Annotated in this window: 20 protein-coding genes and 2 tRNA genes; all 22 read right to left on the bottom strand. The window is 41.3% G+C overall.

Going from position 1 to position 21,181, the window contains the following annotated elements:
• Positions 1–146: 146 nt before the first annotated feature.
• Positions 147–1,412 (bottom strand): sensor histidine kinase, encoded by a 1,266-nt coding sequence (locus tag DXD02_RS14560; protein WP_118667050.1) that lies wholly within the window; start codon positions 1,410–1,412, stop codon positions 147–149.
• Positions 1,388–2,077 (bottom strand): response regulator transcription factor, encoded by a 690-nt coding sequence (locus DXD02_RS14555; RefSeq protein ID WP_118667049.1) that lies wholly within the window; start codon positions 2,075–2,077, stop codon positions 1,388–1,390. The genes DXD02_RS14560 and DXD02_RS14555 overlap by 25 nt, the downstream gene beginning before the upstream one ends.
• Positions 2,078–2,264: 187 nt before the next feature.
• Entirely contained in the window at positions 2,265–3,272 is a 1,008-nt protein-coding gene (locus DXD02_RS14550; RefSeq protein ID WP_147399071.1) for a hypothetical protein, read from the bottom strand.
• A 43-nt stretch (positions 3,273–3,315) separates the two neighbouring features.
• Entirely contained in the window at positions 3,316–3,558 is a 243-nt protein-coding gene (locus tag DXD02_RS14545; RefSeq protein ID WP_118667048.1) for a hypothetical protein, read from the bottom strand.
• A gap of 112 nt (positions 3,559–3,670) precedes the next feature.
• Complete coding sequence (locus tag DXD02_RS15625; RefSeq protein ID WP_172704674.1) at positions 3,671–3,808, bottom strand: hypothetical protein; 138 nt, start codon at positions 3,806–3,808, stop codon at positions 3,671–3,673.
• A gap of 21 nt (positions 3,809–3,829) precedes the next feature.
• Positions 3,830–4,072, bottom strand: coding sequence for a hypothetical protein (locus DXD02_RS14540; RefSeq protein WP_118667047.1), 243 nt, complete (start codon positions 4,070–4,072; stop codon positions 3,830–3,832).
• A gap of 33 nt (positions 4,073–4,105) precedes the next feature.
• Complete coding sequence (locus DXD02_RS14535) at positions 4,106–4,309, bottom strand: hypothetical protein (RefSeq protein WP_118667046.1); 204 nt, start codon at positions 4,307–4,309, stop codon at positions 4,106–4,108.
• 20 nt (positions 4,310–4,329) lie between these two features.
• Positions 4,330–5,259 carry a hypothetical protein gene (locus DXD02_RS14530; RefSeq protein ID WP_118667045.1) on the bottom strand — a complete coding sequence of 310 codons (930 nt, stop codon included), beginning with the start codon at positions 5,257–5,259 and terminating at the stop codon, positions 4,330–4,332.
• Positions 5,256–5,399, bottom strand: coding sequence for a hypothetical protein (locus DXD02_RS15505; protein ID WP_158581230.1), 144 nt, complete (start codon positions 5,397–5,399; stop codon positions 5,256–5,258). The genes DXD02_RS14530 and DXD02_RS15505 overlap by 4 nt, the downstream gene beginning before the upstream one ends.
• Positions 5,396–6,469, bottom strand: a complete 1,074-nt coding sequence (gene mcrC / locus DXD02_RS14525; protein WP_118667044.1) for a 5-methylcytosine-specific restriction endonuclease system specificity protein McrC — start codon at positions 6,467–6,469, stop codon at positions 5,396–5,398. The genes DXD02_RS15505 and mcrC overlap by 4 nt, the downstream gene beginning before the upstream one ends.
• A complete protein-coding gene (locus DXD02_RS14520) occupies positions 6,466–9,300 on the bottom strand; it encodes an AAA family ATPase (protein ID WP_118667043.1) in 2,835 nt (944 codons plus the stop codon). Before DXD02_RS14520 ends, mcrC begins: the two co-directional genes overlap by 4 nt.
• A 17-nt stretch (positions 9,301–9,317) precedes the next feature.
• The gene (locus tag DXD02_RS14515; protein WP_118667042.1) at positions 9,318–12,383 is read right to left on the bottom strand and encodes a type I restriction endonuclease subunit R; all 3,066 of its coding nucleotides are present in this window, start codon (positions 12,381–12,383) and stop codon (positions 9,318–9,320) included.
• Between the two features lie 5 nt (positions 12,384–12,388).
• Positions 12,389–12,817 (bottom strand): hypothetical protein, encoded by a 429-nt coding sequence (locus tag DXD02_RS14510; protein ID WP_118667041.1) that lies wholly within the window; start codon positions 12,815–12,817, stop codon positions 12,389–12,391.
• Entirely contained in the window at positions 12,810–14,147 is a 1,338-nt protein-coding gene (locus tag DXD02_RS14505; RefSeq protein ID WP_118667040.1) for a restriction endonuclease subunit S, read from the bottom strand. Before DXD02_RS14505 ends, DXD02_RS14510 begins: the two co-directional genes overlap by 8 nt.
• A 12-nt stretch (positions 14,148–14,159) precedes the next feature.
• Positions 14,160–16,250, bottom strand: coding sequence for a type I restriction-modification system subunit M (locus DXD02_RS14500; protein WP_118667039.1), 2,091 nt, complete (start codon positions 16,248–16,250; stop codon positions 14,160–14,162).
• 378 nt (positions 16,251–16,628) lie between these two features.
• Positions 16,629–18,026 (bottom strand): 23S rRNA (uracil(1939)-C(5))-methyltransferase RlmD, encoded by a 1,398-nt coding sequence (gene rlmD, locus DXD02_RS14495; RefSeq protein ID WP_118667038.1) that lies wholly within the window; start codon positions 18,024–18,026, stop codon positions 16,629–16,631.
• Positions 18,027–18,110: 84 nt separating this feature from the next.
• Positions 18,111–18,341 (bottom strand): hypothetical protein, encoded by a 231-nt coding sequence (locus DXD02_RS14490; protein WP_055221244.1) that lies wholly within the window; start codon positions 18,339–18,341, stop codon positions 18,111–18,113.
• 280 nt (positions 18,342–18,621) lie between these two features.
• Complete coding sequence (locus tag DXD02_RS14485) at positions 18,622–19,230, bottom strand: YdcF family protein (RefSeq protein ID WP_118595604.1); 609 nt, start codon at positions 19,228–19,230, stop codon at positions 18,622–18,624.
• A 6-nt stretch (positions 19,231–19,236) separates the two neighbouring features.
• Positions 19,237–20,370: a dTDP-4-amino-4,6-dideoxygalactose transaminase gene (gene rffA, locus DXD02_RS14480; protein ID WP_117760542.1), complete on the bottom strand. Its 1,134-nt coding sequence runs from the start codon at positions 20,368–20,370 to the stop codon at positions 19,237–19,239.
• Positions 20,371–20,559: 189 nt separating this feature from the next.
• Positions 20,560–20,633 (bottom strand) — tRNA-Met (locus DXD02_RS14475).
• 33 nt (positions 20,634–20,666) lie between these two features.
• A tRNA-Val gene (locus DXD02_RS14470) sits at positions 20,667–20,739 on the bottom strand.
• A gap of 84 nt (positions 20,740–20,823) precedes the next feature.
• Positions 20,824–20,991 carry a hypothetical protein gene (locus tag DXD02_RS15500; RefSeq protein ID WP_158554991.1) on the bottom strand — a complete coding sequence of 56 codons (168 nt, stop codon included), beginning with the start codon at positions 20,989–20,991 and terminating at the stop codon, positions 20,824–20,826.
• Positions 20,992–21,181 lie beyond the last annotated feature (190 nt).

The following is a 21,181-nucleotide window of genomic DNA, read 5'->3' as shown; positions in this document are numbered from 1 at the left end:
TACCTTTTCAACACGCTTTCTTTGTCTGTTTATATATTTGGTCATTTTTCAACCTACATCCAAATTGTATCAGGATAATCTTTCATTTCACTTTCAAAAACGAGCAGAAGTCTTACAGAATTGTAAGATTTCTGCTCATTTAAAATTTAACTAACATATGGTAATTGAATCACAAACGTGCTTCCTTTTTTCTTTTTGCCGGAGGTTACCGTAATCATACCTGCGTGCTTTTCGATAATTTCTCTCGATAGAAAAAGTCCGATTCCTGTACCACTCTTTTCCATGACCTCCCTGGAACTTCCTCTGTAAAATCGTTGAAAAATTTTGTGATACTCATTCTGCGGAATACCAATTCCCTGATCCTCAATTTCCATTCTTACAAGATCGTTTCTTTTTTGTAACCGGATAAATATTTTTGAACCACCCGGACTGTACTTGACCGCATTATCCAGAACGTTGATCACAGCTTCGCCAAGCCACCTTTTATCCTGCATAATCGTGCATGTTTCCAACTCTTTTTCATAGTCAAAAACGAATTCAATTTCTTTCTCATCCGCTTTTGGATATGTACGATTCACAGCAGATATGACAGTATCTATAATTGGAAGTTTTTTCTTATTCATCTGAATCAGTCCAGTTTCCATCTTGGATATTTCAAGAAGCGACTGCAATAATGTCTCCAGTCCATCCAGAGCACTCCGACAACGGATACGAAACTCCTCCTGTTCTGTGGCACTTAAGTCATTCTGCATCAGCACACTAAAACATATATCCAAAGCTGCAACCGGTGTCTTTAACTGGTGTGAGATGTCAGAAACCATTTCTTTCGTGCTCTCTTTTTCTGTCCGTGCTTCTTCCTTTAGCAACTGAATATGATGTCCGATTGCTTCAAGCTGGTCATTCAATTTTTCCAGTTCTGCGTAATTTTCCGTTTTCAGTAAATCATCAAATTTATTTTCACGGAATCTGATCAGAATTTCTTCCAACTGGTCTAATATTTTCTGATGACACGCATCTTCTTTTTTCTTCCAATAAAGTAAAAAAGTCAAAAAAAACACGCATATCACAGTGCTTACAGCACCGATCACCATAACCTGATGCTGGAATTGCGAATAAAATGCATTCCCTTTATTCCCCCAGTATCCATATTGCTCCAATAATTGCTTTCCCTGTTCGTTGGTTTCAATATCCTTATCCTTAAGCAATTCCGAAACAGCATCCAGCCCGGAAAATTCTTCCTTTGCAGCAATCTCTGTCATAAGATTCATTTTATATTTGTAATCTTCATAAAACACATACGTGGTAAAGCAATTTAATATTGCAAACAATAATATGACAGGTAATACCAAGGAGAGCACTACTGTAATCTTCTTGCGATATCTCTTTGTCACTGCCTTACCTCCTGATTCCATATATACCCAAGACCTCTGATATTCTTTATATAGACCGGTGCAGCCGGATTGTCTTCGATTTTCTCACGGAGTCTTCTGATATTGACAGCGATTGTATTTTCATCCACAAAATCCCCTTCCAGATCAAACACATTTTCCAATATTTGTGTTTTTGAAAGAATCTGTTTCGGATTCTGAAGAAAAAAAGTCAGCATTTTCAACTCCGTTTTTGTCAGACTGATTTCACAACTCTTTATCAGGACTTTCATTTCTCCTGCGATAAATACGATATCTCCCGAAATCATCTTTCCGGCTTCCGTTTTCTCCTGTCTGCGGCGGAAATGTGCTTCTATTTTCAAAAGAAGTACCGAAAGACTAAACGGCTTTGTAATATAATCATCTGCCCCTGCTTCATATCCCATGACCTGATCCATCTCCTGATCTAGTGCTGTAAGACAAATAATGTATGTATTATAATTGCATCTCATCCACCTTACAAATTCCAGTCCATTCCCATCGGGAAGATTCACATCACAAATGGTAACATCCACATTATGATCACTTGCAATTCTTTTCGCTTTTTTCACTGATTCTGCTGAAAAAACCTCATATCCGGATTTTTTCAGTGAAAATGTAATTCCACGATTTAAATTTTCATCATCTTCAACCACGAGTATACCTGGCATAGCATATGCACCTCTCTTTATTAACTATTCATCCAGTTTTTGTTTGGACAAAAGAACAACAGACTCGACATGCGAGGTAAATTAACACCGCATTATCATGCGCCGACACCTGTAATTTCTTACAAATTAACACCCCTGTAAAAAAAACTCAACTTTTAACATCCAAAATTTTTAACTATACTTCTGTCTAACTATTTATCTTGTACTCTGGCATTAAAAAATTAGGAATTTCATCTGGTTTGATCTGCTTATATTCCAGTAACTGTTCTAATGGTCTAAGCATTCCTAAATGCGGATCCCCATTATTCTCCTGTCCCAATAATTTTAATTTTTCATTATCCCTGACAATATCTTCTATCGTTTTTGAAAAATAATAGTTCTCAGTATTCGCAAAAATCAAATAATTTATATATTGCAGCTTCTTACTCGCAGACATACAATTCATCTGATGTAGAAAGCTTCTATAATTTCTATCCTTCTTATGATAAAATACTCCAACTACCGTTTCATGTTCAATAGGGAATACACACATGTACATTGTTTGCATATGAAGATTTGGATCCGGATTATAGATATCGTTAATCACAGTCCCTTCGATATCCTTATATAGTGTAATTGGCGTCTGAACAGCTATCGGAGTAACGTAAGGTAATTTCTCCCAAAATACAATTTTAAACCCATCTTTTTCATTATTTTGGATAATTCGTTTGTAAACATCCATATCAAACATATAATCATTTATATCTAATAACTTATCTTCATCTAACCGTTCTTTGTTTATTATCGCACCTGACCTTTTTTGAATAATATCAAAAAGAGCTATTTCCTCATTTCTTTTCGATAGCATTTGTAACATACTTTTTAATGCAATTTCCGCAAGCATTTTATCTGTGGGATCATTAAGCAATGCCTCTTTATTTTCATAGTCTTGAAAATATAAAGCATCACATTCTCTGCATATAAAATGGAAAGTTCCAGACTTTTTTATTCCCGATTCTAAATCTACCACATCAATTTCATCCATTAACACCCATGGTTCTAAAACTTTTCCTTCACATGCTATTGTTTTTAAGATCATGTGTGGAATAGAATGCGAATTACAAAAACTTGTTTGTGTTTTTCCACATAGGATACATTTATCTGGTTTTGCAGTTTCTCTCGCCTTCTTTAATAATTTATTGATATCTTTTCTCAATCCAATTGTTTCTATAAAAACCCGCCTCTTTTCTTAATGCACATCACATATCCACAATATAATATTTCCAGTTGTTTATGGATTTCCACTCAACCTGATACTCTCCATGAACATCTATACTTTCATCCTTTTTACCAGTTGGCTTTATAATAGTCCCATGAATTGTATTTCCATTTCTAAAATATGAATACACACCATCAACCTTATTTCCAGAATAGAAATTCTTATCCTGCACAAGTGTCACACAGTATGCTCCATCGAATCCCGCCTCTTTGAGTTGTTCCATAAACTTTATATCTTTAACGAAGGAATACATCTGTTCCGGATACTGTCCATTCAGTGGATACTTTAATTCAATCGCATATTTCTCATTCTCATTATAAATAACAATATCTATCTCATTCCTCGTTGATTTCTTTCTGAGCCGATGTGGTTAATTCCATCATCTTTTGTTGATAAGTAGCTCCATCAATTTCTTCGTCAGCATACTGTCTCATTAATTCATCAATCTGTGCTTTTAATTCTTCTCTGGTCATTTGTTCCGCCTCCTTATTTTATTAATCATCATTTTTTGTAATATGAGTTATAACCTTGTATATCCCATATCCAACTAGCGCAAGAGCGCCAATAACTAATTTGCCTGTTGTACTATCTTTTAATTCATTAGATATATCCTCCGCAGGCTGTTCTTTTCGGCTATTGACTTTATTCCAATATGCCTCCGATTCAGCAGCTTTCTCTGCCTTGCGTCGACGACGCTCTTCAGATGTTTTCTCTTGTATATAACGCTTGTTCTCCACTGAAGTGTCAAGTTCTTCAAGAATTCTTTCATCCTATTCGAACCAATTCCAACCTCGAAATGCATAACCACCGTACCCGTTGTCATCGCCTTTTTCAACTACGAATAGTTTTCCTTTCTCTGTTGGATAATAATTTCCGGGCTCACCAGAAAGGAATCCTTCTTCTTTTAATAAGATGTTCATTTCCTCTGCTGTCAAGCCACACCTTTCTCCTAATCGTTTTGCTGATAATGTCATGTATCGTCCTCCTGCGTTATTTATCTCGGATGTTCTTCTGCCAATTTTCGTTCTTCTTCATCCCATCGTTTCTGAACTTCTTCAAAATATTTTTCACTTTGTTCAGAAAATGTGCCACGCATATAGCTGATTTCATCCATCAGGCCTTGTCCCCATGTTACATCGATTAGCTGTTCATGATGATATGTTGCTTCACTAGTACATCTGGACAACACCGTATTTCCTGAAGCATCCAAAATGGAGTACGGATATTGATACTTCAAGATTATGTTGTTCTTATTGAGTACATCTTCCTTAATATCTCTGTCCCAACAAAGTATAAGAAGCTGTAGACTATTGAACCTAAATACATACGATAATGCATAATTCTCAAACTCTTGTATTTCCCTCTCCTCTCGCAAGGTGATATGCCCTGTATTATAATCAATGTTTGTGACAATACTATTCGCCAGTAATAATGGCGAATCTCCCCAGCGGAGTTTCATATTTCCAAACATATAATCCGGTGCAGGCGAAGTGTTTACTGCAAGTCCAGCCAAGATTGTAATATTCCCTAGCGGACTACTTTTTTCTTCATTCAACAGGAATTCTTTTACTTCATCATCAAAAAAAGATACCTCCTTCTTCCTAGCCCTCAAGTCATTGAACGCAAACTTCAAACACATTTTTTGAATCATTGTATAGTCATATTCTACAGAAAGAGTGTCATCTTTTTTGTACTTCACTAAAAAATACTTCTCAATAAATTCTTTTGCATAAGAATCGATGTACGAAATCCTATTGTTATTACAGTCTGCACAAACATCCTTCACCATAGGGTCACCTTGATGCACGATACTTCTCTCTCCGTCTATTGTTGCGAAGCATTCCGGAAATAATCCAAGTATTCCACTTGATATTATATGCTCTTTTGTTCCTTTAGCTTCTTTTCCACAATAAGCACAAATCATACATAGCCACCTCCTGTGGTCATGTAATCCCAGTAGTTTGTTTTTAGGTCACCAGTCTCTTCAAGCAACTCATAGCTATTGGTAACATTTATATTTGAGAGCAACTGCCTAAACTTCATTATCTTTTCTTCGTTTGTCATCCCTTGCTCCTCTCCGGTAAATCAAAGTGCGTTTCCGCAATGGTATTCAGTTGCTTAGCAATATCCGAAAATGGTAAATTCAAGTCCAATGTTCTGACGGTAATCTGGTTACCGTGCATCTGATACACGTTGTCCGGTTGAATCTCTTCTTCCGTTTTTGCATACAGCAACATCCCGGAAACCTTATGATCTTCATCTCCAAATTCATAATCGCGGTTCTTCACATACGTGAATATCTGGTACATATTATTTGAATGGAGCGTATGTTTGTCATACTGCGTTTGAGTTGTATGACTATAATATTTTGCATCAATAATCAGTACGGTATTACCTTTTTGCAGATGAATATCACTCTGCATTACCGGCAGCATCGTTCTGATTCCGTCGTCCACAGACCAAGGTATCTGAGAGGCACTGACTGACAGCTCAGGAAAATGCTTACTATAATACTCAAGAATAAATTTCTCATACAGCCTACACATACGTTGCTCATCCACAAAGGATGCAAGCCTATACTCTCCTGCATCTGTTGTGATAAGCATACCCTCAATTATCAGCTGACAAATACTTATAAGCATCCTGTAAGTCTGATTATTTCGCTGAAATCTAATTGATGACCATCGTATGGAGGTTGGCTCAAGCGTATCAACGTCAGAAAAGAATAACATCTTCTTTTTCAAATCATCCTTGTACTCCGCCTTAACCTTGGCGTTTCGCAGTAACATCATAACCGTCGTCTTGATTATTTGATTAAAAAGATTATTCTCAGACAACTCGTCATAATCACATGTCAGTAACTGCTTACGTACCAGTCGATTCTTAATTGTTTCCGGCATGTTAATCTTCCCGCGCATTACCGTGAGTTCCTCCTGACGGTTTATATACTCCCGGTAGAGACCTTGTTTCAGCTGAATTCCAATCCCTCTTGCAAGAATCGCAGCCAATAGATCATACATCTCATCAAACGATTCAACTGCTACATCTTCATAGTTTTCCTGATTCAACGTTTGAAAAGCATAGGACAGCATATAATATATATTTTTGATGAATATGCTCTTATCTTTTGTCATTGAAATACACCGTGCAAGATGTTCTCCCACCGCTGCAACTTTGAACTTTCATCAAACCAGTATTCACTGAGCATCGGTAAAATATCAAAATCAACAACGTCCTTCATCCATTCTTCTGTGCAGTCATCCGCATTACAGAAATAGCTATGCCCTATGCAGAAGCCTTTACCCAGCGACTTATCCTGAGCTATTTCCTTGTTGAGTTCCTTAATACGCTCAATGAGAGTGTTGAATGTTTCATTTGCAAAGCTATTCTGATAATTGATAAATCCCTCCGAATCAAAGCCTGATTCCATATCGAAAAAGCTGAATCTACGTCTTAATGCATAATCAATCATTGCCAGACTTCGATCTGCGGTATTCATCATTCCAATAATATGTAATCTCTTAGGAACCGAAAAGCTCAAGCCATTATATGCAAGCGTTGCTTTTTTATCTCGATAATCTGCCTCTATCAGCATCAGCAATTCTCCGAAAATCTTGCTCATGTTTCCACGGTTGATTTCATCTATGATAAAGAAATAGTCTTTATCTGGATGATTTGCAGCCCTCTGGCAAAAGCGATAGAAAATACCATATTTTAGTTCAAATCCATTTTCCACAGGCTTATAGCCCATCATGAAATCTTCATAAGAATAATTCTGATGGAACTGAACAAATTCGATACGGTCATCATCTTTTTCACCCATCACAGAGTAGGCTAATCTTTTAGCTGCAAATGTCTTTCCAACTCCTGGTGCTCCTTGCAGAATAATGTTCTTTTTCTTTTTCAGAACCGCTGCAAGCCTATCGTATTTGGCTTCTGTCATATAGACTTCTCTTAAAAAATCTGTTTTCGTATATTCGGTATTGCCTTTCCCTGAGGGAGCCGGATTTTCCTCTCGGATCATGTCGATGATAAAATCATATTCTCCACGTGTAAGCTTAAACAAGCTACCCTGTGTCATAGAGAAATATTCCATCTTCTCAAGCTCTGAGCATTCTTTCAACGTCGAAAAATCAATAGGAGAGGAAAGGCCTTCTACTTTCTCAAAATAGATTTTTTGCCCATCTTGCTCCGCACTAACGCGCAGAATTGCAACGATCTGCTTTACTGGTGTTGATTCATAACCAATTACCATATCGCCGGCCTTAGCATCTAAGAAGTTCTGAAAAATCCTGCGTTTATTTCCATTATCGTTATAAAGGGTATAGTCCTGAACCTCACCAATTGGCATACTGGACATACTCCATATTTTAGGATTTGCATTTAAAAACCAGTAGCGCAAACCTGATGCATCATTCTTCAGAAGTTCCTCTTTTGTAATGTCAAAATAAGGCTTTAAGATATAGTCTTCAAAGAGCTGTGTTTCACTTTGGGGAACAACAATGCAAGTCGAGTTCTCGTTTGGCGTCCACCACTTTTTATTTCCAGAATAGGCGCTTGTATCACGAGACTCCGTAATAACCGTATAACTTCTCTCATACCAGCCATCCTGCTTTTCTGGATTTTCATTTACTTCATCCGAATCAATACGTCCCAAAAGCCGTATGCTGTTTCCACGGCACAAATAGAAGAAATCACCATTCTTCATTGTAGCCATAAAATCTTCGCCCTGAGATACTTTTGATTTACCCTTTGCAGCAGTATCCTTATGTACCACAATTACTTGTCTTTTTTCAAATGCTGCTGCCTCTACATCAGAAATACAGTCATTACCATGGCTTATCTTCCAGAAATTAGGCTCTAAATTTGCATACAAATTCACCTTAGACAAATCAACTCGTTCAAGAGCTTCTGCAAGCTCATCTCTAAGCTTCCAAACATAAGATCCTTCTTCATCCTTCTTGGCAGCCTTGCCAACATAAAGAACTGGCCACCATTTACTTTCATCGTTGTCCCGCGACATGATTGGGCAGTTTGTTTTATTTACAATCCTTCTGGCCAACGCTGATGATCCTGAATTATAGAAATTCTTGCTTTCACCGTATTTTATCGCAAGCTGAGTACAGGTAGCCTTCCCTCCATAATCAAGAATGCGCTTCATTATTTCAAGGCTACTGTCTGTAAATATATCCGCATCATTAAGCAATACTTCCCAATCATCGACTGATAATGCAGGAGTATAATCTGTCGGCCACCATTCATCTGATGTCGGTGCAGATTCATCTTTATTCAGGTATCTACTTATAAAGAATCCAACATCAATTGTCAGTGTTTTTAATTCTGGATCTGGATAGCACGTTCCCGTTATTTGTGATGCAAGCATATTTTTGAGTTCTTCATCTTGCTTCAACTCGTCACAGATTTCATTATAGAAAGCAAAAAAATTACGAATGTTATCTGCATACGCACCCTTTTTGAACGTATAATCGCTTTCCAGCTCATTGGAAACTGCCTTGATCTCTGTAAGTTTATAAATGTAATACTTATCCGGATAACGCAGCCACAAATAGGTGCATATCGCATTCTCATACTGATAATGCTGTGCCGCACCATTGCCATATCTTTCGAGAAGACTATTCGATTTCTGCTTGAAAGAATCAATACGTTCATACACATCTTTGCCTTCATCAAAGAGCTCGATGAACATTGCTCTAACTTCTTCCTGTGCTATCTCCGCAAACTTGATAATCATTTTGGCCGGAAAGTTATTTACTGAAGCCAGCAGATTGCCTGTCTGCGATAACGCCTTTGTAAGCATTGCCGCAAAATCATCCGCATTTACATCCCAGTTCACCTGAAAGCATTTCACAGCTTCCCACTTATATTTTTCGTCCGGCCACTGTGTCTGTATAAATCGTTTCTTGTATTCAACAAGCGCTGACTTTAATCGCATTTTATTGAACATTGCAAATCACCACCTTATCATTTTGCATTACGAAGACTCTTGTATATCTCATCTGAGAAAATACCAAGAACCTGCCGCTTCATCTCATCATTGGAGAGAAGCATGGAGAAGAAGTCCTGATTCTGTGACAATCCCTCAATCAAAGCGTCATCAATATCATCAAAATAGGAAAACTCAAAATCCTGCTGCGTATTGTTGCGTGCACTTGTCTTCAACTTTTCTGACTTCATCAAGATATCACGAATTTGTAGCATCGCTCTAACCACTAAATCATTGTCATAATTTTTACCGGTGCGGCTGTTAATTTCATCGATGATCTCAGATAGTCTCTTTTCCTTGTCTTCTGTCAGCCCAAAGTGCTCTGCTGTCGGGAGCTTCATAACAGGATTGGTAACAAGATCAGCCGACTTATGCTCTTCGCCCTTCTTCTGTACGAAATTAGTAGCCTTAATCTTTCCATCCAGATTAAAACCACCGCCTGGATGTTTGATATTAATATAAGCCAGCAGATAAGACACAAAGTTATATTTCTTATGTAAATCAGTATCTTCAAAGCTGGACACCTGCAGCAGAAATTCATAGAAGCGGACAAAACTTCTCATATCAGCTACGCACTGGCGCCGCGTATTGTATTCATAATGTTCAATCAGCTTCTTGCTCTTCTGAAGGAAAAAGGTCAATCTCTGTTTCTGCTTACCATTCACTTTGTCGGCATACAGAATATCGTTAGCCGCTTCGATATCAGCCGGATCTAATATGCCATAAGCATCAATCTTAGCTTCCAAATCATATACCGCACTCGGTGTTACAGAATTGGCCAGTAATGTCGTTGTATAATATGGTGCGAAAGCAGATTTGATATCTTCATAGCTATTCACAAAATCCAGCACGAACGTCTTTTTATCATAAGGTGCACAGATACGATTTAACCTGGACAACGTCTGTACCGTATTAACACCTTTCAGCTTTTTCAGAACATACATAGCACAAAGCTTCGGCTGGTCAAATCCGGTCTGATATTTATTTGCTACCAGGAGAACCTGATATTTATCCGTATCAAATTCCTTTGTAAGACGATCCTCCGGAAATCCATTCAAAGAGCTTTCCGTATACTCCTGCTCATCATCCGGAAGCTTTACTTTTCCAGAGAACGCCACCAATGCATGAATGCCCTCGTATCCTTTCTTTGCAATATAATCTTCAAATGCCTGACGATACTTCACTGCACTCTGGCGAGAAGCGGTAATCACCATTGCCTTAGCCTGACCGCCTAATTCCTGCATGACCGTGGTGCGGAAATGTTCTACAATCACTTCTACACGCTGCGCAATATTGGTATCATGCAATTCTATGAACCGTGCAATCTGGCGTTTCGCATCATTTGTTTTACAGCGCGGATCATCCTCAATTTCTTTGTTAATCTGATAGAACGTTGAATACTCCGTATAATTCTGCAGTACATCCAGGATAAATCCCTCTTCAATCGCCTGCTTCATGGAATATACATGAAATGCTTCCTTCTGTCCCTTTGTGTTCTGATGCCCAAAAAGTTGAATCGTGGTAGGCTTCGGTGTTGCTGTAAAAGCAAACATTGATACATTGGCCTGCTTACCATTTCGCTTGATTTCACTGGAAATCATATCTTCCACATCCGCTTCCGTATCTTCTCCGGATCCAAGCGTCATCGTGATAGCAGCCATATCCTTTCCGGCGGTTGAAGAATGCGCCTCGTCAATGATGACGGCAAACCGCTTGTTCTTCAAATTAGCTACACTATCAACGATATATGGGAATTTCTGAATCGTTGTTGCAATAATCTTTGTGTTGCCATTCAGCGCAATCGCCAGGTCCGCGGACACACACTTATCATCCATCACACGGATGAGTCCCGCCTTGTGTTCCATACCCATGATGGCTTTCTGCAGCTGCCTATCTACAACAACTCGGTCTGTAACAATAACAACATTGTCAAAGATAATCTTGTTGTTGGCATCATGCAGTGAAGTTAACCGGTGTGCCAGCCATGCAATAGAGTTAGTCTTTCCGGATCCTGCGCTATGCTGAATCAGATAATTCTGGGCTGTGCCATTCTCACGAACATCAGCCAGCACCTTGCGGATAACATCAAGCTGATGGTAGCGCGGGAAAATCAGATTCTCCGAACGCTTTACTTTTCCGGTTTCTTCATCGACCTTTTCTTTTACTTCCACAAAGATAAACTTGCTGATCAGATCGAGAATCGTATCCTTGGTAAGGATATCCTCCCACATATAGGACACACTGTATTTATCTTTAAATGCCGGATTCCCAGCTCCTGCGGTAACACCATGACCATTACCCATGTTAAAAGGCAAAAAGAATGTGGCCTGACCATCGAGTTTAGTGGTCATATACACTTCTTCTAAATCCATAGCGAAGTTTACAAGTGTTCCGGCTTTGAAGCGGAAGAGTCTCGTCTTCGGATTTCGGTCAGTACGGAACTGATAGATGGCATCCTGATAGGACTGACCTGCTGCATTACATTTCAGTTCAAAAGCCATAATCGCCAGACCATTCAGGAAAATAACTACATCGATTCTTTCCTTGTCGCTGGCCCAGACCTCCTCCATCACAGAGAAAATATTTTGGCTGTATTTCTTTGTCAATTCCGGATTAAAGGTAGTCGCGGGCTTCGTATATATGAGCTCAATCTTCTGATTTGAAAGCTCAATTCCATGTTTCAGCACTTCAATCAGGCTGCCTCGTGTCTTCGTAGTCTCCGCATTAATAAAGCTGACAATCGTCTCTTCCAGATCGTCTTTGTAAATCTTGCGCAGATACTCCATGGTATCCGATTGAGTATCATTCAAGAACTTAAAGAGCATCTCACGATCCACGGCATAATAGCGGTCAAACTCCGCAGCCTTACGGACTACAAAACCATTGTCCTTCTCCAAACGCTCTAACAAGAACTTCTGGTATTCTTTCTCAGAAAGGATGGATGCCTGATGAATCAGGCGCTTATGGTATTCTGCGGCTCTTTTTGCAGTACCGTCGGTATCCTGCTGTTCCACATGAAGCTCAAGTATATTTTTATCATCCATTCGCTTTAAGCCTCCTCTCTGATCCATCTGCCGGTTTTCAAATCGATAAACTCATCCAGCTTGATTTTTCCTTCAAAATCCGCCCCGTATTCACCGGCACGAGTCTGATCATCAAACTTGAAGCTGTTGTTATAGTATCTACCTGTCTTAGTTTTCCGAATTAGATCATTGTCCATCATAAACTGAATCACACGCTTATGATTCTCAATATCATCACCATTCAAGTAAAAGCAAATCACTCCCGTCGGAGCGAGCTGCACTTCCATGTCAGTACATTTGCACTCATAGCATACGTGCTCCGCAATGGCCTTCTCACATATCTGCTGCGCAAAGGACTGATCTTCAAAAAAATACATCCACTTGCCGCATTTGTGTTTTTCGAGCTTGCTCTCCTCCCCGGAAAGAAACCAGTACCATCCACCCATTCTAAGCATTCTCTGGCACCTCCTTCTTTCCTGTGACGTATTCGTAAATCAAAGACTTCTTGTAATCATCAAGTGTTGCATGCTGTGTTTTTTTTGCCTCAACAATGGCATCAATTTCAGTACATTTAGCGTCAAGATAATCCGATATCTCCATTTGCTCTTTTAGTGGTGGCACAAGAATCTTGATCTTGCTCATTACCTCTTGAGTTAAATGCGGAACACCCATCCCGTTATAAAGTAACAACACAAAGTTATTGAAAACAGCACTTTGCAAGTAGTAACACACGTATCTATAGTCTTGGCTTTCGTTTGGTGTAATCACTGCAATCGAACTGTTAGGGGCTGTACCTCCAATAGGCAAATCATCAACTCTCGCACATTTTCCTACACCGGCACCATCCTTTACAATTAGTACATCTCCTTTATGAAGTTTGATTTCCGGTGATTCGTCAAATCTTTCCTTTGTAATGTAATTCAAAGGTGCCCACACCAATTTTCCATTTTGAATATTAAATGCAGAAATAAAGGCGTATCCATCATCAACATACTCATCTGCCTTTAATCCACGCCATCCTAAACGAGCCCTGATGTAGCATTCATAACACAATCTTGTTGTTTTCCAGTGAGACGGAATCATTCCAGCTCCATCGATTCCACTGTCCTTCATCTCCGCGTCTGGATTCAGCCCCTTGGTTACCGCTTCAGTAATGACGGACCGTTTATATTGCTCTAGTATGTCAATCTGCGTTTGAATATCTGCTGTGAGAGCATCAATCTCGGCACACTTGGCATCGAGAAAATTCGCAATTCGCTTTTGTTCTTGTATCGGAGCTACTGGTATAAATAAACCTCCAAATTTATCAATTGGAATTCTCATTCGAATTGTATTGAGCTTTCCATTTCCTGATTCTTTTATAAGAATTCCATTTCCTAATCCATACAAGCTTCTCTGAAATACAGTCGATTGAAAAATGTAATTATAAAATCTTACATCCTCACTCGTATCTATTGGACGAAGCATATAATATACAGGACTAACGCATCCAAAATAATTAGACAAACCAACAGAACCAGATAGGATATTCATGCTGTTCATTACAATATCCCCTGGATATGCTAATCGATATGCGCTTACATCCTCTTTTGGTTTATTTCCTCCTCCTTCTTTCTGATCATATGGAATTACGCCTTGCTTAGCGGTCAACGACAAAATGTCTGTTGTTCGAACTGGATTATTTTTCTCAACACGTTCTTTAAGACAATATTTGATTTTTATCAGGTCCCAATTTGCTGGATACTCTCTTAGCCATTGAATTCCACTATCTTTCATCTCTCGCATATCATCACCGCCTTACTCGAACAACTTTGACACGCGGTCAGAAACGGAAAGCTCTAGATCCATAAACTTCACTTCCAGTTCTTCACTAGGTGTTGGCTGCTGATACTTGTAGAAATAGCGTGTAAACGGAATCTCTGCACCGGTCTTTATGACTGGTTTCTTTTTGCCCAGATCCTCTTCAAAGAATGCCTTAGCATCCGGGACATGCGGCAGTACTTCTCTCGTCATATAATCGTCGATGCTTTCTTCCCATTTCACCAGCTCTGTATCTTTGGTTTCCTTATCATAGAGAATATTGCCTTTTTTATCTTTCTGAATTTCAGCATTCTTATCCATGGCAGACAAACCATCCGCAATCTTATCAAGCAGTTTCTTGTCTGCTGTTGCATTGACAAGGGCCTTTGTCAGCACCGGCATAAATGCTTTCGGTGAATCATAAACTTGTTCTGATACTGCCGCCTGCAGCGCTTCAATGATTGCTTCATAAACAGGCTGGTTGTTCTGGTAATTTTCCAGCTTCTTTAAATCCTTACCGGACAGTTCTTCCATATTCTCCAGTTCATCCACCTTAACCTGATCGTAAAGAGAAGAAAGAGAGCCTTTTGACAGTATTGCTTCAATTCTATCTTCTGTAATGGCATAGCTTCTCTGAAGAGGCTGCATCACCGTGTACTCGCGGTAGATAAATTCCTCATTTTTATAGATCTTGCAATACTCATTTTCAGCGAAATCTGCATATAGCTTCGTGATCTGCGTACGATTTTCCGATGAAATCTCGTTTTTCTTATTGCCCAGTGCCTTTCTCAATTTTCCATAAAAACCAGACGCATCGATCAGCTGAATCTTACCTTTTCTTTCACGTCTCTTATTCTTAGAAAGTACCCAGATGTATGTAGCGATACCTGTGTTGTAGAAAAGATCCGTAGGAAGTGCAATAATCGCTTCGATCAGATCGTTCTCCAGCATCCAACGACGGATCTGGCTTTCCCCGGAAGCAGTTCCACCAGAGAACAGCGGACTGCCATTTTCAATAATCGCAGCACGACCAAAATTGTCGTCCATCTTATCTATAGCAGACTGCAAGAACAGCATCTGCATATCGCCAGAACCAGGAAGGCCCGCACCCCAGCGACCATCGAAGCCTTTTGTATATTCATCATTAACTGCCTGCTCCACACCTTCTGCTGCATCTTTACCGCCCCACGGTGTGCCGAATGGCGGATTTTCAATAACAAAACGCATCTTGGTTCCATTGAATCGGTCAGCTTTCATCGTGTCCTGATAGCAAATGTTTTCTGCATTCTGACCTTTAATCATCATCTCAGCTAGGCAAATAGCATATGATTCTGGATTAATTTCCTGACCAAACAGGCGCACATCCGCAGACGGATTATAGCGCTTAATAAAGTTGTAGCTGGTAGAAAGCATACCACCAGTTCCACATGCCTGATCCAATACGGTGATGACCTTTCCGTCGTCAAAAATATCATCACAGCCTTCTGCCAGCAGAATATTGACCATCAGCTTGATGATGTCTCTGCCGGTATAGTGATCACCGGCCTCAGCATTTTCTGAAAATCTTCTGATTAAATCTTCAAAGATGTATCCCATCTTTACGTTATCGATTGTCACCGGATTCAGATCCAATTCTGAGAAGGCCTTCACCACACTGAGCAGACGATTATTCTTGTCCATTTTGTCAATCTGCTTATCAAAATCCAGACTCTTAATAATGTCCTGAATGTTTGCAGAAAAACCTTGAATGTAAGATTTAAAGTTTGCAGCCAAATGATCCGCATCATTTACCAGCTCTGCAAGATCAAACTCACTGGTATTGTAGAACTGATATCCGGATACACGATACATCGCCTTTGCCGGATATGCCGGATTCGCCTTGAACTGGTCTACTACTTTCTGCTTTGTTGGTGCCAATGCGCACTCAAATCTGCGGATGATAACCATCGGAATGATGACATCCTTGTATTTGTCACTCTGGTAAGTACCGCGCAGTTTGTTTGCGATAGACCAGATAAAATTTACCTCTGTGGAAACGTCAACAGGGGAGTCATCCCACATTGCGTCAATTGTCTGCTTTTCAGCCATTGCTGTATCCTCCATTCATCGGGATCTGATATTCCTGACTCACGTCTTCTTAATTGATTTTTCACTTTTTTCAATACCGCTAAAATCAAATATCTGCCCCAAAACATCAATCCCCCTTACATCTATTCCACTGCCTACAACCACCCAAAATGGTCGAGTTGCCGGATTGGTTGTCACCCTTTTTCATTTTCCAAAAATCATCCCAAAATGCCTGACATCTAATCCACTGTCTCAAATCGTGACATCTAATCCGAGGTTACAACCTGACACACATTTTGCAGTGGATATGTTTCCATATAAGAAAACCGAGCTTTTTCAGAAGTCTGGCTTCAAATCCAAACCTCCGAAAAAGCCCGGAAATACGCCGCTTTCTGGCACTTATTTATCTTTCCTTGACATCAAGACTACCGTCTCGACGTGCACCGTTCCCGGAAACATATCAACACAGCAGACCTTTTCTACACGGTATCCATATTTTGCAAACTCTACCAGATCCCGCGCAAGAGAAGTCGGCTTGCAGGAGATGTAAAGCATTTTTTCACACCTATATAAATCAACTATCTTCGGCAGAGCCTTCGGATGGATTCCTTCGCGCGGTGGATCAAGAACGATGAAGTCCGGTTTTTCTTCGATTTCATCGATCACCTTCAGCACGTCTCCGGCGAGGAAACTGCAGTTGGTAAGGCCGTTTGCCTCTGCGTTCTCTTTTGCAGCTGTAACAGCTTCTTCCACGATTTCCACGCCGATCACTTCTTTTGCGACCGGTGCAAGGATCTGGGCGATGGTTCCGGTTCCGCTGTAGAGGTCGAAGATCGTGCGGTCTTTCGTCTCGCCGACGAACTCGCGGGCGGTGCTGTAGAGAACTTCCGCGCCACGGGAATTGGTCTGGAAGAAGGAGAACGGGGTGATCTTGAATTTCAGTCCGAGGAGTTCTTCATAGAAGTAGTCCTGTCCGTAGAGCACTTTTGTCTCATCGCTCTTTACAACATCTGCCAGGGAATCATTTATGATATGGAGGAATCCGACAACCTTTCCTTCCATCGGCAGACCAAGCACTTCCTGCACGAGCGGCATCAGATCCCACTCTTCCTGGCTTGTGGTGACGAGATTTACCAGGATTTCTCCGGTATTCTCGGCTCTTCGAACCAGCAGGTGGCGCAGGTAACCCTCGTGGCTTATCTTGTGGTAGTAACTTGCGTTCCGCTCTTTAAAGTACGCCAGCACGCAGGTCAGAATCTTTGTGAAATCCTCATGTACGATTTTGCAGTCGCACGCGGTCAGGACATCGTAGGTGCTTCCCTTTTTATGAAGTCCGAGAGACAACGGGCCGTCCTTGTATTCATCGCCGAAGGAAAACTCCATTTTATTCCGGTATGCAAACTCCTTCGGACTTCCCTTGATTCCAAGGAACGGATAATCGGCCTCCCCCGCCTCATTGACCTGGCCGGCCTCCACGAGGGCATCGTCGAGCAGTTTTTTCACCTGACCGGCCTTCATTGCAAGCTGATCCTCATAACTCATCGTCTGGTACATGCATCCGCCGCAGGACGGGAAAATACTGCAGACCGGATCGCGCTTTTCCATCGGGGATTTTTCTGTTACTTCGAGCAGGCGGCCCTCCATGCGGTTCTTTCTTTTTTTGTTGATCTGAAAGCGGATCTTCTGTCCCGGAATTGCATTTTTCACGGTAACCGTCTCGCCCTCCACATGTACACGTCCTTTATTCGGGAAATCGATTCTTTCCACGACTCCCTCGTAAATTTCTCCTTTTTTCATTCTCTTCTCCTTCTATGTCAAACTGATTTCCGGACAGAAAAACTCCGGTACCACGTTCCGGCACCGGAGTTTCTTTTTTCCATCCTACTTATCTTCGTCTTCATCCTCGAAGTAATCGTCGAAATCGTCATCGAAATCATCTTCGAAGTCTTCCAGATAATCCGGAGTTACAAACCGGTATACTGCGTATGCGATTCCTGCAACTGCCGCTACCGCTCCGACAATGGCAAGAACCCATAAAATCACGTTTTTCGGTTTTTCGTTCTCACGTTCTCTCTGTTTTAAAAGCTCTAATACTTCATCAATCTTATTCATACTGTCCACCAACCTTTGCTTTAGATTAGAAACTTAACTTAACGATAGTATACCATACGAGCCGCAATTTTACCACAATTTCCGCTCTTTTTTATAAATCTTTTCGTTTCAACTCACAATCGGTATTTTCACGGAGTCTGACATGTCGAGAATAGTTCGACTGTGACTTTCCTCATGTCAGTGGAGGATACCGATTTCTCTCCGCCTACCACTGCCGTTATGTTTCTTTTAACAATTCATCCCACCGCTTTAGAAGCGGGGGACTTCTTGTCTACTGGTGTTAAAATTCAGAATCCGCCGGCAGTTCCCGCAGAATCTTGTGGAACTGACCGCCGCAGCGCTCCATTTCTCCTAACACCTGGTCGATCCATTCACCCTTTGTATGCCAGTTTTCTCTGGTGAACTCAATATCCGAAGGACAGACAAAAAACTCTGTCTCCGGGTAGACAAGCTGGTAATACAGAATACACCGTCTCGCATGGAGATTCCGGCAGCAGAGGATCGCTTTTTTTACCTCGATGCCCGCCGCATCTGTCACTTCCCGTGACCGCAGTGCATTTTCATACGTATACGTCGCCTGGTCTTCGCGCAGAATCGCTTTCTCCGGCACGCCGTTTTTCTGCAGTACCGTCCGCAGAAACTCCCACTCGGTTTCATAGTTCCCGCCGTACTGCTCCGCAAGATCCTGTACACCGGCGAAATGCCCGAGCACAGTACTGTATCTTCCCGACGGAAGCACATACGGCGCAAATCCTTCTTTCCAGAGTTCTGCCGCGTGCGCCGCCATCTGCGGATATCCGTTTCCCGGCACAAAAATCACATCGGCTTTCTGCGGCTCATCCTTCACGAAAATATAGTCCGTAAAGTAGTTTAAAAACTTCTCATACATGAAATGTTACCACTCTTTAAAGTCCATGAGGCACTCTACGACATATGCCATATCCTGTTCAGACAGGCTGTAGAACATCGGCAGACGCATCAGGCGCTCGCTCTCTTTTGTTGTGTATTTGTCCTCTCCGTGGAAAACACCGAACTTCTGTCCGGCCGGGGAGGTATGGAGCGGAACGTAATGGAAGACACACATCACACCGCGCTCTTTCATATAGTTGATCAGTTTTGTACGCACTTCCAGATTTCTTGCCTTGATGAAGTACATATGTGCATTATGTACACAGCCTTCCGGCACAACCGGCTGCTCGATCTTTCCAGCCTCAGCCAGCGGACGGAGCTGCTCATGGTAATAGTTGTAGATGGCCATCCGCTTTCTGTCGATTTTCTCATGTTCCTCGAGTTCTGCAAGCAGGTAAGCCGCATTCATATCACTCGGCAGATAGGAGGAACCGTAGTCGATCCAGGTATATTTGTCGATCTGTCCGCGGAAAAACTTGCTGCGGTTCGTTCCCTTTTCACGAAGGATCTCTGCTTTTTCCAGATAATTCTCATCCTGGAACAGCAGCGCGCCGCCCTCTCCCATCGTATAGTTTTTCGTCTCATGGAAGCTGTAGCAGCCAAAATCGCCGATCGTTCCAAGGGCTTTTCCCTTGTAGTACGCGCTCACACCCTGTGCCGCATCCTCTACAACCTTCAGGTTATGGCGTTTTGCAATATCCATGATGGTATCCATTTCACAGGCAACGCCCGCATAGTGAACCGGAACAATCGCTTTTGTTTTTTCGGTGATGGCATCCTCAATCTTGGTCTCGTCGATGTTCATCGTATCCGGACGGATATCCACGTAGACGATTTTTGCTCCGCGCAGAACAAAGGCATCTGCAGTGGAAACAAACGTGTAGGACGGCATGATCACTTCGTCGCCCGGCCGAATCTCAGACAGGTAAGCTGCCATTTCCAGTGCATGGGTGCAGGATGTCGTAAGCATCGCATGTTTTACGTTGAAATTGTCCTGCATCCAGGCAGAACATTTCTTCGTAAAAGGACCGTCGCCGCACAGCTTGTTGTTTTCCTCTGCCGCCTGGCGGATGTATTCCAGTTCTGTTCCAATAAAAGGTGGTTTATTAAACTCTATCATTGTTTTTTCCTTATCTTTCTTCTATCCATTACTGTTTTATTTACTTTCAGAGCCCAAAACAAGCTCTTAGGTAGTCTTATTTTCTCACAAATCCCTGTGGATTTCAAGACACGATTTTGACATGACAGCCATATCATCATACTGTCCATAAAGCCAAAAGAACCCTTGATTTCTCAAGGGTTCCATAAGTAGCGAGAGGGGGATTCGAACCCTCGACACCGCGGGTATGAACCGCGTGCTCTAGCCAACTGAGCTATCTCGCCATATTCATTTTCAACACCGTTTTTCATAAAATATGGGGCCTATAGGGCTCGAACCTATGACCCTCTGCTTGTAAGGCAGATGCTCTCCCAGCTGAGCTAAGACCCCACATCAGTGTTTTGTCTGTCGGCTTTTTATCTGTATCACCAACCGACTTCGTTAGTATAGCATTCCACCCGCCAAATGTCAACACTAATTTTCAAATTTTTTCGATTTTTTCAACTTTTTCTCCCGCCACTCTTTCAGGTACTGCTCCTGTTCCAGATCTTCCCGTTCTTTCTCCCATCCTGCCGCCCGGCAGAGCGTCCATGCAAGCAGAAGAAATACGGCAAAAATCCCCGCCAGACAAACGATTCCCATCTTTTCCGACCGCCTTTCCTGTTCTGATTCTGCTAAAAAGCAAAGGATCTCCTTACTATTGTATCCGGAACGGCGGCGCTTTATTCCCTTTTCTGAATAAAAAGACAAAGCCGCCAGATTTCCCTTTCACCGGGATTCTGATATGCTCCCTTCTAGGTAGACAAGTGAAATAATAAAAACTTGTCACTTA

It is taken from the genome of Blautia sp. TF10-30 (assembly GCF_003481245.1).
GTDB classification, from domain to species: domain Bacteria; phylum Bacillota; class Clostridia; order Lachnospirales; family Lachnospiraceae; genus Fusicatenibacter; species Fusicatenibacter saccharivorans.
Note: the sequence above shows the minus strand (reverse complement) of the source record. Positions and strands in the feature narration are given on the sequence as shown.